The 14,847-nt window shown below is 69.8% G+C and carries 13 protein-coding genes; 9 read left to right on the top strand and 4 right to left on the bottom strand.

Annotated elements, in window-relative coordinates; translation table 11 throughout:
* Window positions 1-40: 40 nt before the first annotated feature.
* Together C503_RS0134480 and C503_RS0134475 are read right to left on the bottom strand one after the other, a co-directional pair.
* On the bottom strand, window positions 41-880 hold the full coding sequence (locus tag C503_RS0134480) for a sulfurtransferase (RefSeq protein WP_018686778.1): 840 nt from the start codon (window positions 878-880) through the stop codon (window positions 41-43).
* A 470-nt stretch (window positions 881-1,350) separates the two neighbouring features.
* Window positions 1,351-2,244, bottom strand: coding sequence for an LmeA family phospholipid-binding protein (locus C503_RS0134475; RefSeq protein WP_018686777.1), 894 nt, complete (start codon window positions 2,242-2,244; stop codon window positions 1,351-1,353).
* A gap of 494 nt (window positions 2,245-2,738) precedes the next feature.
* Here C503_RS0134475 and C503_RS0134465 point away from each other — a divergent pair, with 494 nt between their 5' ends.
* The 9 genes from C503_RS0134465 (at window position 2,739) to C503_RS0134425 (ending at window position 11,673) form a co-directional block, all read left to right on the top strand.
* Entirely contained in the window at window positions 2,739-3,470 is a 732-nt protein-coding gene (locus tag C503_RS0134465) for a winged helix-turn-helix transcriptional regulator (protein WP_018686776.1), read from the top strand.
* 30 nt (window positions 3,471-3,500) lie between these two features.
* The gene (gene mshD, locus C503_RS0134460; protein ID WP_018686775.1) at window positions 3,501-4,403 is read left to right on the top strand and encodes a mycothiol synthase; all 903 of its coding nucleotides are present in this window, start codon (window positions 3,501-3,503) and stop codon (window positions 4,401-4,403) included.
* A gap of 205 nt (window positions 4,404-4,608) precedes the next feature.
* Window positions 4,609-5,742, top strand: coding sequence for a phosphate ABC transporter substrate-binding protein PstS (gene pstS, locus C503_RS0134455; RefSeq protein ID WP_018686774.1), 1,134 nt, complete (start codon window positions 4,609-4,611; stop codon window positions 5,740-5,742).
* Between the two features lie 185 nt (window positions 5,743-5,927).
* The gene (gene pstC, locus C503_RS0134450) at window positions 5,928-6,854 is read left to right on the top strand and encodes a phosphate ABC transporter permease subunit PstC (protein ID WP_018686773.1); all 927 of its coding nucleotides are present in this window, start codon (window positions 5,928-5,930) and stop codon (window positions 6,852-6,854) included.
* The gene (gene pstA / locus C503_RS0134445; protein WP_018686772.1) at window positions 6,851-7,762 is read left to right on the top strand and encodes a phosphate ABC transporter permease PstA; all 912 of its coding nucleotides are present in this window, start codon (window positions 6,851-6,853) and stop codon (window positions 7,760-7,762) included. Before pstC ends, pstA begins: the two co-directional genes overlap by 4 nt.
* 6 nt (window positions 7,763-7,768) lie before the next feature.
* Entirely contained in the window at window positions 7,769-8,545 is a 777-nt protein-coding gene (gene pstB / locus C503_RS0134440) for a phosphate ABC transporter ATP-binding protein PstB (protein WP_018686771.1), read from the top strand.
* 181 nt (window positions 8,546-8,726) lie between these two features.
* On the top strand, window positions 8,727-9,278 hold the full coding sequence (locus tag C503_RS0134435) for a DUF3558 domain-containing protein (RefSeq protein WP_169514654.1): 552 nt from the start codon (window positions 8,727-8,729) through the stop codon (window positions 9,276-9,278).
* A gap of 142 nt (window positions 9,279-9,420) precedes the next feature.
* A complete protein-coding gene (locus tag C503_RS48685; RefSeq protein ID WP_018686769.1) occupies window positions 9,421-10,902 on the top strand; it encodes a WXG100 family type VII secretion target in 1,482 nt (493 codons plus the stop codon).
* A gap of 6 nt (window positions 10,903-10,908) precedes the next feature.
* Complete coding sequence (locus C503_RS0134425) at window positions 10,909-11,673, top strand: ESX secretion-associated protein EspG (RefSeq protein ID WP_018686768.1); 765 nt, start codon at window positions 10,909-10,911, stop codon at window positions 11,671-11,673.
* A 106-nt stretch (window positions 11,674-11,779) separates the two neighbouring features.
* Here C503_RS0134425 and phoU read toward each other — a convergent pair whose 3' ends face one another.
* Both phoU and C503_RS41975 read right to left on the bottom strand, forming a co-directional pair.
* Window positions 11,780-12,445 carry a phosphate signaling complex protein PhoU gene (gene phoU, locus C503_RS0134420; RefSeq protein WP_026316997.1) on the bottom strand — a complete coding sequence of 222 codons (666 nt, stop codon included), beginning with the start codon at window positions 12,443-12,445 and terminating at the stop codon, window positions 11,780-11,782.
* Between the two features lie 146 nt (window positions 12,446-12,591).
* The coding region (locus tag C503_RS41975; RefSeq protein WP_018686766.1) for an LCP family protein at window positions 12,592-14,847 on the bottom strand (2,256 nt) is incomplete at its 5' end.

Here is a 14,847-nt window from a genome sequence, read left to right as displayed (position 1 = left end):
CCCGGCCTCGTGAGCCGGTGTGGGTGCTGGCTGGAGTGCTTTAGTCCTGCGCGCCGATCTCGACCGGGACGCCCACCAGGGAGCCGTACTCGGTCCAGGAACCGTCGTAGTTCTTCACGTCGCTGTAGCCGAGCAGCTCGCGCAGCGCGAACCAGGTGTGCGAGGAGCGCTCGCCGATGCGGCAGTAGGCGATGGTCGCCTTGCCCTCGTCCAGGCCCGCCTCCTGGTAGAGCGCGCGCAGCTCGTCGTTGGACTTGAAGGTGCCGTCCTCGTTCGCGGCCTTGCTCCACGGCACGTTCAGCGCGCTCGGGATGTGGCCCTTGACCTGCGCCTGCTCCTGCGGCAGGTGCGCCGGGGCGGCCAGCTTGCCGGAGAACTCGTCGGGCGAGCGCACGTCGACCAGGTTCTTGGTGTTGATCGCGGCGACCGCGTCGTCACGGAACGCGCGCAGGCTCAGGTCCTGCTCCTGGGCGGTGTAGGTGGTGGCGCCGCGGGTGACCGCGTCGGTGCTGAGCGGACGGCCGTCCAGCTCCCACTTCTTGCGGCCGCCGTCGAGCAGCTTCACCGAGGAGTGCCCGTAGAGCTTGAAGTACCAGTACGCGTACGCGGCGAACCAGTTGTTGTTGCCGCCGTAGAGGATCACGGTGTCGTCGTTGCCGATGCCGCGCGCGGACAGCAGCTTCTCGAAACCCGCGCGGTCGACGAAGTCGCGGCGCACCGGGTCCTGCAGGTCCTGCCGCCAGTCGATCTTGACGGCACCCGGGATGTGCCCGGTGTCGTACGCGCTGGTGTCCTCGTCGACCTCGACGAACACCACCCCGTCGGCACTCAGGTTCTCCTCGGCCCAGGCGGCCGTAACCAGCACGTCTTCGCGGCTCATCGGGCGGTTCCCACTTTCCTTTGCGTGATGGACAAACGGTGGAGCGGCACGGGTGGCTCGCGGTCGGGACGCGGCGCGGTGCGGGGGGCGCGCGGGATGGGCGCGCGGCGGGTGAGCATGGGGACGGCCTCCTGACCGGACTCGGATGGGGTCCTGGCCGGGCGCGGGACGCGGTGGCGCGTGGGTCGCCCGGTCAGCCGCGCCGACACAGGCTGCTGCGCACGCGGCAGAAGTCGACCGCGCGCCGCCTGGTCAGGTAGCTCGTCACGGCCGCGAGCCTACCCGGCGCTCTCTCGGGCTGAGAGGGCCCGCCCAGTTGATGGGATCGGGCGCCCGCATCTTGCGCGGGGTCGAAACCGCAGGTGAACGCCGAGTCAACCGGAAACTTTCTCGCACTCCGGGATGGCGGCGCGGCCGGATTCGCCCTTTTTGCCGGTGCGCACGGCAATCTGGGAACGCGCCGCGACCGGTCAGCCGCGGCCCAGGACCAGGTTCTCCGCCTTGCCCTTCACGGTCAGCACGCCCTGCTCCACGGTGATCGCGGTCGGGGTGACCTTGAACGGCAGGGTGCCCGGGTTCAGGGTGCGCTTGAACATCTTCAGCACCTGGTTCTGGATGGCCTGCGGCAGCTGCACCGGGTTGCCGCCGCTGCGCAGCTCCAGCCGCTTCGGGACGATCTCGACCGCGTTGTTCACCAGCGAGACCAGCGAGAACACGCACAGCTCGGTGTCGCTGCCCGCGATCGCCACGGTGCCGCACAGCTTCACCCCCGCGGTGGTGCCCTCCTGGTCGGCGGTCTCCGCGCCGTCCTCCGGGGTCTCCTCGCCGTCGGCCGGTGCGGTGGTCACGGCCTTCTCGGCGACCGGGTCGATGGTCAGGTTGGTGATCGACTGCACCACCTCGTTGGAGTTCGCCTGGATGGCCCGGTTCACGTCCGCGGCCTTGATCCGGACCTGGCCCTCCACCTCGCGGATCGGCACCGTCTTCAGCGAGCCGCCGACCAGGTCGCCCAGCGGGGCCTGCACGCCGCGCAGGTCGGCGTGCACGTCCACATCGCGCAGGGTGTCCTGCACCGGCACGCCCTTGGCGTCGATGGTGACCAGGTCGTACTCGCCGGAGATGGCCTGCGCCAGGAACGAGAAGCCGCCGACCTTGACCGACGGGTGGTCGCGCAGGTCGAACTGCTGCTGCGCGCGCTTGGACACCTCGTGCTCGAACACCGCCGCCGCGCCGAAGTCCGCGGCCACCAGCAGGGCCACCAGCACCAGCACGCCGATGACCAGTCTGCGCACCGCCTTCGAGCGGCGGCGGGGGGCGGCCGCGCGGCCGCCCGGTCCAGTCCCGGAGTTCGTCATGGTCGTCATCCCGCCACCCGTCTGTGTCAGACCTGTCCGTGCCGCGCTGCTTGTGTCATACCGCCGTCCCCGGCGGTACCCACTACCTACCTCGGGAGGCGCGCGGGCACACGCGTCCGATGATCCCGCACCCGCTCGGCGCGGGTGAGCGCGCACCGGCCACTAGTGTGGCCGTCCCCCGCAAGGTCAGACGCGCGAGCCCCGGGATCGTTGCCCGGAGAAGGTTCGGGCACCGACTTGGCGATTGTCGAATCATTTCGCCCGACGCCTGCTAATCCGATCACCTGAGGCGTCCGGCAGGTGGACGGGTGATTTACGCCGCCGTAACACACCCCGGCTGAGCTGCGCGGCTGCCTGCTCGATACGTGTGACACGGCTAGCACGTCGGCGACATTCGACCAGGTCGGACGCTATTGTCCGGGGAGCCTAAAACGCCACCCCGAACGCGGGGCCGCACCTCAACGCCGCGGCGCGGATTTCACGCACGAGAGAGGCGGACTCTGATGAGCCTCGACCTGCTGCTGCTGACCGCCGACCCCGAGCCCGCCGCCGTGCTGCCCTCGCTGATGCTGCTGCCACACCGCGTGCGCGCCCAGGCACCCGAGGTGACCGCGCTGCTGGAGGCCGGATCCCGGGATGCGGTGATCGTGGACGCGCGCACCGACCTGGCCGCCGCCAAGAGCCTGTGCAGACTGCTGACCAGCGCGGGCGACGGCGGTCCTGTCCTCGCCGTGGTGAGCGAGGGCGGGCTGGTGGCGATCACCGCCGAGTGGCGCATCGACGAGCTGGTGCTGCCCACCGCGGGCCCGGCCGAGGTGGACGCCCGGCTGCGGCTGCTCACCTCGCGCGGCCCGGTTGGCGCGCCTGCCGACGGCGTGCTGCGGCAGGGCGAGCTGGTGATCGACGAGGCCACCTACATGGCCCGGCTGCGCGGCCGCCCGCTTGACCTGACCTACAAGGAGTTCGAGCTGCTCAAGTACCTCGCCCAGCACGCGGGCCGGGTGTTCACCCGGGCCCAGCTGCTGCAGGAGGTCTGGGGCTACGACTTCTTCGGCGGCACCCGCACGGTGGACGTGCACGTGCGGCGGCTGCGGGCCAAGCTCGGCGCCGAGCACGAGCAGTTGATCGGCACCGTGCGCAACGTCGGCTACAAGTTCGTGCGCCCGCCCAAGTCCGGTGGCCGCCGGGACGCCGATCTCGACCTCCAGGTGACCCACCCGGCCGACATCCACTAGGTAGTTCATCCACTGGGTAGTTTCGGTCAGGTGACCAACCTGACCTGGCAGGCTGACGGCCCGGAGGCCGTTACCGCGATCCGTCCGCTGTTGCTCGCCGTCGCAGATGTGGACGGTCGTCCCGAGGTGCCAGCCGATGGCCCGCTCGCCCGCGAGTTCCGCGGTGGCGAGCACCTGCTGGCCACTGTGGACGGTGCGGTGGTCGGCTACGCGCACCTGGACACCGAGGGCGACGCGTTCGGGCGGCAGGTCGCCGAGGTGCTCGTGCGGCCGGACGCGCGGCGGCGCGGGATCGGGTCGGCGCTGGTCGACGCCGTGCTGGAGCGGGCACCCGCGGACGTGCGGCTGTGGGCGCACGGCGATCACCCTGGCGCGGCGCGGATCGCCGAGGCGCGTGGCCTTGGCCGGGTCCGCGAGCTGCTGACCATGCGGCTGGACCTCGCCGACGCCGCGCTGCCCGAGCCGGTGTGGCCGGACGGGGTGCGGGTGCGCGAGTTCGTGCCGGGCGCGGACGAGGACGCCCTGGTCGCGGTCAACAAGCGGGCCTTCGACTGGCATCCCGAGCAGGGCGCGTTGACGGCCGCCGACGTGGTGGCCACCGAGGCCGAGCCGTGGTTCGACCCGGCCGGGTTGTTTCTCGCGGTGGACGGCGCCGATCGCGTGCTCGGCTTCCACTGGACCAAAGTGCACACCGGGGACGAACCGGTAGGCGAGGTGTATGTCGTGGGCGTCGACCCGCAGGCGCAGGGGGGCGGCCTGGGGAAGGCTCTCACCCTCGTCGGACTAACCCATTTGCGTGCACTTGGGCTGCGCACCGTGATGCTGTACGTAGAGGCTGACAATGCACCCGCGGTTGCTGTGTACGGCCGAATGGGTTTCACCCGTTCGGACGCCGACATCCAATATGCACGTGCAGAAGCAGGCGGCGCCTGATCGGTTACCGAGGGCAAACGTACAGGTCACGGCGAGGCTACGACCAGGAGACGGACACATCGCAACCGTCACTCAGACGGCCTTGTTCACCTCGCGTTAACCCCTATAAGGGCATTCGTCCATGAGTGCTGCCTAGCGTCCCGGGCGAGGCGACGGACGTAGGGTCGGTCGCACCGTGAGAAGACTCCTGCCTGGAGGAATCATCGTGATCAGCAAGCGGCCTGCGTCCGTGCTCGGCATCATCGCCGCGGGGGCACTGGCCCTCACGGCGTGTGGCAGCGACAACAACGCGTCGTCGCCCTCCGGGAGCAACAACTCCGGGGCACCGGCCCCCACGGGCACCGCGACGGTCGACTGCGGCGGCAAGTCCGCGCTGAAGGCCGAGGGCTCCAGCGCGCAGAAGGGTGCCATGGACACCTTCATCGCCGCGTACGCCCAGAAGTGCTCCGGCCAGCAGCTGGCCTACAACCCCACCGGTTCCGGCGCGGGCGTCAAGCAGTTCAATGCGGGCATCGTCGACATCGGCGGCTCGGACTCGGCGCTGAACAAGGACAAGGGCGAGGTCGACGCGGCCGCCAAGCGCTGCCAGGGCAACCCGGCGTGGAACCTGCCGCTGGTGTTCGGCCCGGTCGGCATCGCCTACAAGGTCAACGGCGTGACCGACCTGACGCTGACCGGCGAGCTCGCCGCCAAGATCTTCAGCGGCGCCATCACCAAGTGGAACGACCCGGCCATCGCCGCCGCCAACAAGGGCGCGACGCTGCCGGACAAGGCCATCACGGTGATCTACCGCGGCGACGAGTCGGGCACCACCGACAACTTCCAGCGGTACCTGAAGGCCGCGGGTAAGGGCGCGTGGACCAAGGACACCGGCAAGAAGTTCAACGGCGGCGTCGGCCAGGGCGGCCAGGGCTCGGCCGGTGTGGTCGAGTCGATCAACGCGGGCGACGGCACCGTCGGCTACGTCGAGTGGTCCTACATCCAGGACAAGAACCTGAGCTCCGCCAAGATCGACAGCGGCTCCGGCGGCGTCGCCCTCGGCGCGGACACCGCGGGTGCCGCGATCAAGTCGGCCAAGGTCAAGGGCGAGGGCCACGACCTGGTGCTGGACCTCGACTCGCTGTACGGCAGCAACACCCCGGGTGCCTACCCGCTGGTGCTGGCCACCTACGAGATCGTCTGCTCGAAGGGCTACGACGCGGACACCACCAAGGCGGTCAAGGCGTTCCTGACCACCTCCGCGACCGATGCGCAGAAGCAGCTCGTCGACGCTGGCTACGTGCCGCTGCCGGACGAGTTCCAGGCCAAGCTGCTCGACGCCATCAAGGCGATCTCGTAGTACCCGAGTCGACGCGCAGCCAGACGGCGTAGCCGACGATGAGCGAATCCGACACGGTCGGACGCCCCGGGGGCCCCGGTTTAGCCGGGGCCCCGCGGGGCGGCGCGGCGCCCGACACCGCACCGGAGGCCCCGATTTCTTCCACTCCGCAGGGTTCCGGTGGCAACGCCACCGAGGACACCAAGGTGATCACCCGCCCGGGTGACAAGATCTTCAAGGCGTTGACCGTCGGCTCCGGCGGGTTCGTCGTCCTCATGATCGCGCTGATCGGCATCTTCCTGCTGATCCAGGCGATCCCCTCGCTGGTCGACGACAACGCGAACTTCCTGTTCAGCCGCGACTGGAACGCCGACCCTGGGGTCTTCGCGTTCGGCGTGCTCGACCTGCTGCTGGTCACCGTGTTCAGCTCGGCGTTCGCCCTGCTCATCGCGATGCCGGTGTCGTTGGGCATCGCGCTGTTCCTCACCCAGTACGCCCCGCGCAGGCTGTCGAAGCCGTTCGCCTACCTGGTCGACCTGCTGGCCGCGGTCCCGTCGATCATCTACGGCCTGTGGGGCGCCTACGTGCTGGCGCCCGCGCTCTCGCCGATCAGCGCGTGGCTCAACGACACGCTCGGCTTCCTCCCGATCTTCGCCCAGGGCAGCTCCAACCTGGAGATCGGGCAGACCATCTTCACCGCGGGCATCGTGCTCGCGGTCATGCTGCTGCCGATCATCACCGCGATCACTCGCGAGGTGTTCGACCGCACCCCGCCGATGCAGATCGAGGGCGCGCTGGCGCTCGGCGCGACCAAGTGGGAGGTCGTGCGCACCACGGTCCTGCCGTTCGGCCGCGCGGGCTACATCAGCGCGTCCATGCTCGGCCTCGGCCGCGCTCTCGGTGAGACGATCGCCGTGATGATCATCCTGAGCGCCACCGACAAGCACTTCAGCTGGACCCTGTTCGACGGCGGCGACACCATCGCCTCGAAGATCGCCCGCGCGGCGCAGGAGTTCAACGACCCGCGCGGCGCGGGTGCCTACATCGCCGCGGGCCTCGTGCTGTTCGTGCTGACCTTCGTGGTCAACGCGTTCGCCCGGTCCATCATCGCCGGTCACAAGGAGTACGAATGACGGCCGCGACCGACCTGGACCGCCCGGCGTCGATGCCCGCGTTCCAGGAGATCAGCCCCGGCCGCCGGTTCAAGAACCAGCTGGCCACCGTCCTGGTCGGACTGGCCTTCCTGGCCGCCCTCGCGCCGCTGGTCTGGCTGCTCGTCACGGTGCTGGTCAAGGGGCTCAAGTACGTCTTCTCGCTGGACTGGTGGCAGAAGTCGCTGGCAGGCCTGACGCCCCGGCAGTTCGGCGGCGGCGTCTACCACGCGATCATCGGCACCCTGATCGAGGGCCTGGTCTGCGCGGTGATCGCGGTGCCGATCGCCATCATGGTTGCGGTGTACCTGGTCGAGTACGGCAAGGGCTCGCGGCTGGCGCGCGCGGTGACGTTCACCGTGGACATCCTCTCCGGTGTCCCGTCGATCGTCGCCGCGCTGTTCGTCTACGCGCTGTGGGTGACCACGTTCGGCCTGCCGCGCAGCGCGTTCGCGGTGGCGCTGGCCCTGGTGCTGCTGATGATCCCGGTGGTCGTGCGGACCACCGAGGAACTGCTCAAGATCGTCCCGGACGAGCTGCGCGAGGCCGCCTACGCGCTTGGCGTGCCCAAGTGGAAGACCATCGTCAAGATCGTCATCCCGACCGCGCTGTCCGGCATCGTCACCGGCATCTCGCTGGCCATCGCCCGCGTCATGGGCGAGACCGCCCCGGTGCTGGTGCTGGTCGGCTACAACCCGTTCATCAACAACGACCCGTTCGAAGGCAACATGGCCTCGTTGCCGCTGTTGATGACCAACGAGCGGCTGACCACCACCGCCGCGGGCGAGGCCCGGGTCTGGGGTGCGGCGGTCACGCTGATCCTGATCATCACCGTGTTCAACCTGCTGGGATCGCTGATCTCGCGGCTGACCTCCCTGAAGACGAAGTAGGCGACCATGGCCAAACGCATTGATGTGAAGGACCTGAACCTCTTCTACGGCAAGTTCCACGCCGTGGACGGGGTCTCGCTGGCGGTGCCGCCGCGCAACGTGACGGCCTTCATCGGTCCGTCCGGCTGCGGCAAGTCCACCGTGCTGCGCTCGCTCAACCGGATGCACGAGGTCATCCCCGGCGCCCGCGCCGAGGGCAAGGTGCTGCTCGACGGCGAGGACATCTACGCCTCGACCGTCGACCCGGTGTCGGTCCGCCGCACCATCGGCATGGTGTTCCAGCGCCCCAACCCGTTCCCCACCATGTCCATCAAGGACAACGTGGTCGCGGGCCTGCGACTGGCCGGTGAGCGGGACAAGAAGAAGCTGGAGGAGGTCGCCGAGCGCGCGCTGCGCGGCGCCAACCTCTGGGCCGAGGTCAAGGACCGGCTGAACCGGCCGGGCGGCGGCCTCTCCGGCGGTCAGCAGCAGCGGCTGTGCATCGCGCGGGCCATCGCGGTGCGGCCGGACGTGCTGCTGATGGACGAGCCCTGCTCGGCCCTTGACCCGATCTCCACGCTGGCGATCGAGGACCTCATCCAGGAGCTGAAGAAGGACTTCACGATCGTCATCGTCACGCACAACATGCAGCAGGCCGCCCGGGTCAGCGACCAGACGGCCTTCTTCAACCTGGCGGGCGTCGGCCAGCCGGGTCGGCTGGTTGAGCTGGACGACACCGAGAAGATCTTCTCCAACCCCACGCAGAAGGCGACCGAGGACTACATCTCCGGCCGCTTCGGCTGATCGACAGCGACACCGGATCCCCCGTACGGCATTGTGCGCCGTACGGGGGATCTTGCTTTGGTTACCGCACAACGGCATCCGCGCCCCGGCCCGCGTTGGTACCGTGCCAGCGGGGGTCCGCGACACCAGGCGACCGGACGGCGTCGAGCCGTCACCGACGACGTCGTCGAGGAGCGGAACGGTGAGACGCGTGCTGGGACCGGTGTCGGCTGCGGTGGTGCTGGTGGTGGTGCAGGGCTGCCTGGTGGCCTGCACCAGCCAGATCGGCGGCACAGCCATCCCGGCGGCGGGGGCGCCGACCAGCAGCCGGGCGCCGAACACCCGGCCGAGTGCCGCGCCAGGTGCGTTGACCGCGCTGTCGCCGTGCGACATGTTGACCGGGTCCGAGCAGAAGTCCCTCGGCATCACCGGACCGGGTGAACCGCGCAAGGTGAGCCAGGTTCGGCTCTGTGCCTGGGCGGTGGACGGCGGCACCGACCCACTCACCGTCACCGTCGAGTTCTGGCCGGACCGCGGCATCGACCGGATCACCACCGAGCAGCCCACGGAGTACCTGGACGTCGGCAAGCACGCCGCCGTGCGCTACATCGCCACTGGTGGGACGGCGTGCAAGTACGCGCTGGAGGTCGACGCGGACAGCCGGGTCGACGTGGCGGTCGTCGGGCCGGACCCGCAGCAGCTGTGCGAGCAGGCTCTGGGGGCGGCCAAGCTGGTGGCGCCGAAGGTGCCCTGACCCCGGGGAACGCCTCGGCGACCGGTCGCGTCAGACTGGGGACACGGCACGCCCGCGGTTGGTACGGTTCCCACCGGGACCGGGTACGGCGACCCTGGTCGGACGTGCGCGGCGGGTGCTCGGGGCGGGAGGTCTGCGAACCATGGTCGACACTGCGAACCAGGACGTCAACGAGTCGAACTGGTGGGACATCTGGCGCCGGTTCATGGACAACAGCCAGGTTCAGCCGGGGCCGCCGCCGGGTGGGGTGGACGTGCCGCCCGGTACCGACGTGCGGCCGTCGCCGGGGATGCTGTGCAGCAACTACGCCCAGAACTCGCACGACGACCTGTACAAGATGGTCACCGAGGACGTCGACCCGAGCCAGGTCACGGACATCGGCGACATGTACAGCAACGCGGGCACGGCCATGACCAACTTCCAGCACGAGATGAACGCGGCGGTCACCGCCAGCACCTCGGACTGGCAGGGCAGCGCGGGCAACTCGGCGCGGCAGTTCATGACCAGCGTCGGCAACTGGGCGGGCGAGGCCGGGACCGCCTCCACGTTGATCTCCCAGCAGTCCGGCCAGCAGTCCGCGGCGCTGTCGAGCGCCAAGCAGTCGATGCCCGAGGTGATCCACTTCGACGTGGCCGCGGCCAACCGGGACCTGCTGTCCACGCCGAACCCGTTCGACGCGATCCGCAAGATGTACGGATACGTGGACCAGTACAACAAGAGCAAGGCGGCGCACGACGACGCGGTGCGCGTGGTCAGCAGCTATGACAGCCAGCTGGAAGTCGCGTCCACCATGCCCGCCTTCGCCACCCCGCCCACGCTGACCGATCCCGGCGGGCCGGACGAGCCCGGCGGCCACGACAAGGGCGGTATCGACGGGCCGAACAAGGTGCCCGCCAAGGTCGGGGGCGGCGGGGACGGTGGTGGCAACCACACGTACGCGGGTCCCGGTGGCGGCGGCGGATCGGGCGGGTACGTGGTTCCTACCGGTGGCGGTGGGGGCGGCGGGTCCAATGGCGGCGGTAGCAACAACGGTGGTGGGGGCTCCAACCCGCCGGGTGGTGTGGTTGTACCTGGCGGTGGGGGCGGCAACGGCACGAACCCCGGTACCTGGAATCCGCCTGGTACGCCTGGATATCCGTCCACGCTGCCTGGGGGCGGTGGTGGCGGTGGTGGGCCCACGGGTGGTGGGTCCAACAACTACATGCCCGGCATCACTCCTATCACCGGCGGGCCCTTCACCGGTGGTGAGGACATCACGCGCGGTGGCGGCCGTCCCTTCGGTGGGAGCCCGTCCGGCGGTAGTGGTGGCGGGGGCGGTGGCGGCGGTGCTTCCGGCACTGGCGCGGTCGGCGGTGGTCGGCCCGGTGGTGGTCTTGGGGCGGGTATGGGCGCCGGGGCCGGTGCGTTGGCCGCCGAGCAGGCCGCGCTCGGGCGTGGTGGCGCTGGGGCGGCGGGTGCTGCCGGGCGTGGCGGTGCGGGCATGGGCGGAATGGGACATGGCGGGGGCCACGGGCAGGGCGGCGAGGACGAGGAGCACCAGCGGCCGTCGTATCTGCTGGAGGCCGACCCGGACGATGTGTTCGGGACGGATGAGATGACCGCTCCGCCGGTGATCGGCGGATAACGCTCGATGCAACCCCGTTCGCATTCGCTCTCGTTTGCCGCTGTGGACACGCTGTCGCAGGTGTTAGGCATCGATGTTCGGCTGTTTCCGTTCGAGATCCCGAGTTTCGGCGCGCTGTTGGAGGATCGGGAGCGGATCGCCAAGGCCGTGCTGACCGACCTGACGAATCGCGGGTTGATCCGGAACAACCGGATCGACCCGGATGTCGAGACGGCGCTTCGGATCAGCGCGGAGTACGACGTTGGTATCGGTGTGATGGGGACTGTCGAGAAAGACCGTTCCATCCGGGCGCGGGGGGCGGCCCGCGGGAACGTGGGGGTTGTCGCTGTCCAAGAAGGACAGACGATTCGGTTCGATGTGGTCGGGGCCGCCGGGGTGGCTCGGGGGTTGGTGGACCTGTTGCCGCGGTTGGGGGCCGGGCCGGGGCAGTCGGTGCAGATCGCCGAGCCGGTGCAGCCTGCTGCCGGTGGTGGTTTCGTACAAGCGGTGCGGGCGCCTCGGTCCGGGTCGGACGCGCAGCTGCGGTTGGCGGCGGCGATGATGGAGCGGCCGCGGACCGGGTACGGGTTCTTCGCCGTCAGTGGGCGGGGGCGGCATGGGCGGGAGATCTCGGCTGGGACGCTCGCCTGGATTGATACGGATGCCGGGCGGTATCTGTCATTGACCCGGCCGCAGGCGGATGGCGCGATTCGGGCCACGTACTCGCCTGCGGATAGCGGGCGGTTGATGCGGCAGCTGGATGAGCTGATCGGGTCTGTGCTGCCGCGTTGACGTCCGCTCCAAGCTGACGCGACAACCTTCTATTGTCCACTGCGGACAAGTCCGCCCCTCGGTCCATTTGGGACCGAGGGGCGGAGAAAGTGTTGTGGACTAAGGGCTACAGGTCTTCGTCGTTGACGGTGCCGGGCATGCGGCCGGTGACGACGAAGACAACGCGCTTGGCGACGGAAACGGCGTGGTCGGCGTAGCGCTCGTAGAAGCGGCCGAGGAGGGTGACGTCCACCGCGGAAGCGACGCCGTGCTCCCATTCCTTGTTCATCAGGATGGTGAACAGGTGGCGGTGCAGGTCGTCCATCTCGTCGTCGGCGTCCTCGATGGCGCGGGCGGCGGCGACGTCCCGGGAGCGGATGACTTCTTCGGCGCGGCGGGCCAGCTGCACGGCGATGCGGCCCATTTCCGAGAAGTACGGCTGGACCGTCTCGGGCAGCACTGGGGCCGGGTGCCTGCGGCGGGCCGCCTTGGCCACGTGCAGGGCCAGGTCGCCCATGCGCTCCAGGCTCTCGGCGGCGTGGATGGCGGCGAGGACGGTACGCAGGTCGGTGGCGACCGGGGCCTGCAGGGCCAGCAGCGCGTACGCCTGCTCCTCGCAGGCCGACCTGGCGTCGTCGATCTTCTCGTCGTCGCTGATCACCTGCTCGGCGAGGGAGAGGTTCGCCTCCAGCAGAGCGCGCGTGGCGAGCTCCATAGCCTCGGCGACCATGGAGCACATGCTCGCGAGATTGTCGGCGAGCTGCCCAAGTTCATTATGGTAAGCCTCACGCATGGGCCACAGCCTAGATGGACGCAAGCGAAGATGCGTCATCGGCAGATGAACCCAAGATGAACTAGGTACGCCCGACCATGGTTCACCAGCCGTTGGTGCATTCCGTTGGCCGCGGGCGCGCTCCGCAGACCGAGCGGCGGGAGGAATCAAGCACAGTTCACGTCGGCGCCGTTGACCGTGGAGAGATTCTCCGGCAGGGGCGCGGGCGGGGGAGTCGGGTTCGGGTTGGCGCCGCCCGTACCGGGGGCGATGACCTGACCCGCGAAGTCGGGGCCGATGGTGAGGACCAGGGCGCCGGACATCGACGGGTCCTCCTGCAGCTCCGCGCCCGGCACCGCCGAGGCGAGGGTCTGCGCGGCGGCCTCGTGACCCGCGCCGTAGCGCACCACGGTCTTGGGCACCGCCGGGCCGATGCCCGACTGCACCACGGTGAAGCCGAACTCGGCCAGCTTGTCCGCGGTGCGCTTGGCGATGCCGCCGGTCGGGTTGCCGCCGTTCAACACCTGGATCTTCAACGTCTTCGGGTCGACCGGCTCCGGCTGCGGGCGGATCGGCGCCGCCTGCTGGTTGCCCTCGGTCGGCGCGCCAGCGGACTCGCCGGGCAGCGGCTGGTCGTTGATGATCGCGGCGAACAGGGCGTTCGAGTCGTCGCGGCGCAGGACCTCGTTGTGCCGGGAGTTCTCGATGCCGACGGTCGGGACGGTCACGAAGGTGACCCGGCCCGCCGCCAGGTTCTGCAGCGACTGGCCGAGCTGCATCAGCGCGTCGATCTGGATGTTGTCGCCGAAGGTGGACTTGGCCATCTCGCTGACGAAGTTGGTGAGCTTGCTCGGGTCCAGCAGCACCTGGCCGGACATCGCCTTGCGCAGCAACGAGGACAGGAACCGCTGCTGCCGCTTGATCCGGCCGTAGTCGGAGGTCGGGTCGCCCCGGACGTGCCTGGCGCGAACGAAGTCCAGCGCCTGCTCGCCGCGCAGCACCACATCGGTGCCCGCCTGCTGGACGACCCACTTGTTCAACGTGGTGTCGTACATCGGCTTCTCGACGCAGACGTTCACGCCGTCGACCGCGTCCACCATGCCTTTGAAACCCTGGAAGTCGATGCCGACGAACCGGGTGATGTGCAGGCCGGAGATCTCCTGCACCACCCTGGTCAGGCACAGCGGGCCGCCGACCTCGTACGCGGTGTTCATCTTGGCGGTCTTGTTGGCCGCCACCTGCTCGTCGAGGTACTTGACCTGCTTGGCGTCGAAGCGCTGGCAGGCCGGGCGATTGATCTCCAGGTCGCGCGGGAAGGAAACGATCACGACCCGGGACCGGTCGGCCGGGATGTGCGCGATCATCACCGTGTCCGAGCGCGCGCCCGGGATCTTGCTCACGTCGCCGATGTTGTCCTCGGCCTGCGCGCCTTCCCGGGAGTCGGAGCCGACCAGCAGGAAGTTCTCGTCGCCGAGCTGCGCCTGGGCGTTCTTGATGTCCGCGGAGTCCGGGTCGAGCGCGTGCACCTGGCCGATGCTGTTCTCGGTCCACTCCTTGAAGCCCCAGCCCGCCGCGGTCGCGGCGAACACGACCAGCGCGGTGGACCCGGAGAACACCTTGGCGATCAGCGACCACCGGCTGCGCTTGGGCTTCTCCGGCTCGTCCTCGGCGACCGGCGTGACCAGCTCGGTGCCGGGCAGCTGCGCCAGCTCGTCCAGCTTCTCGTCCAGCTCGGCGTCCTCGGCCGCCCACGGGGACAGCTTGATGCGCTTGGACTTGCGCGCCTTCTCCTCGGCCTTGAGCTCGTCGTGCACCTTGGAGAACCGCGCCAGCGTCTGGTCGACGCGCCTGCGCTTCTGCACCGCCTCGCCGATGGGCTCCATCTCGGTGGTAAGCCCCGCCAGCTCCTGCGGCGAGACACCCGGCGGCGGGGTCAGGCCGATCCGCTCGACCGGCGGCTCCGCACGCTCCGGCTCGTCCGGGCGCGGCGGCATGGACGACTGGCCGGGGGCCTGCTGCCGCGGGATGTGCGGCTTGCCCTCGCCATTCGCCTGCGGCTGGCCGCCGGGCTGCGCGCGGAACTGGCCGGACTGGTCGCCCGCGTTCTCCTGGCCCGCGACGGGGAACTGCCCCGACCGCGAACCCGGCTGCGGTGGCCTGCCGCGCCCGGCCGACTGCTCGCCGGGCGGGATGGGGAACTGGCCGGTGGGACGCGGCTGCTCGGCACCGCCCGCGGGGAACTGGCCGGACTGACCGCGGTTCGGGTGCGGGAAGCTCCCGGAAGCCTGGGGCTGGTCGCCGATCGGGCCGTCGGTGAACTGGCCCGCTGGACGCGCGACGGTTGGGAACTCGCCGGACTGGCCGGAGGGTCGGTTGGCCGGGCGCTGGAAGTGGCCGGAGGCTTGCGGTTGGTCGCCCTCGGT

Origin of the sequence: Actinokineospora enzanensis DSM 44649 (assembly GCF_000374445.1) — a bacterium.
GTDB classification, from domain to species: domain Bacteria; phylum Actinomycetota; class Actinomycetes; order Mycobacteriales; family Pseudonocardiaceae; genus Actinokineospora; species Actinokineospora enzanensis.
This window is presented reverse-complemented; position numbering and strand designations above follow the sequence as displayed.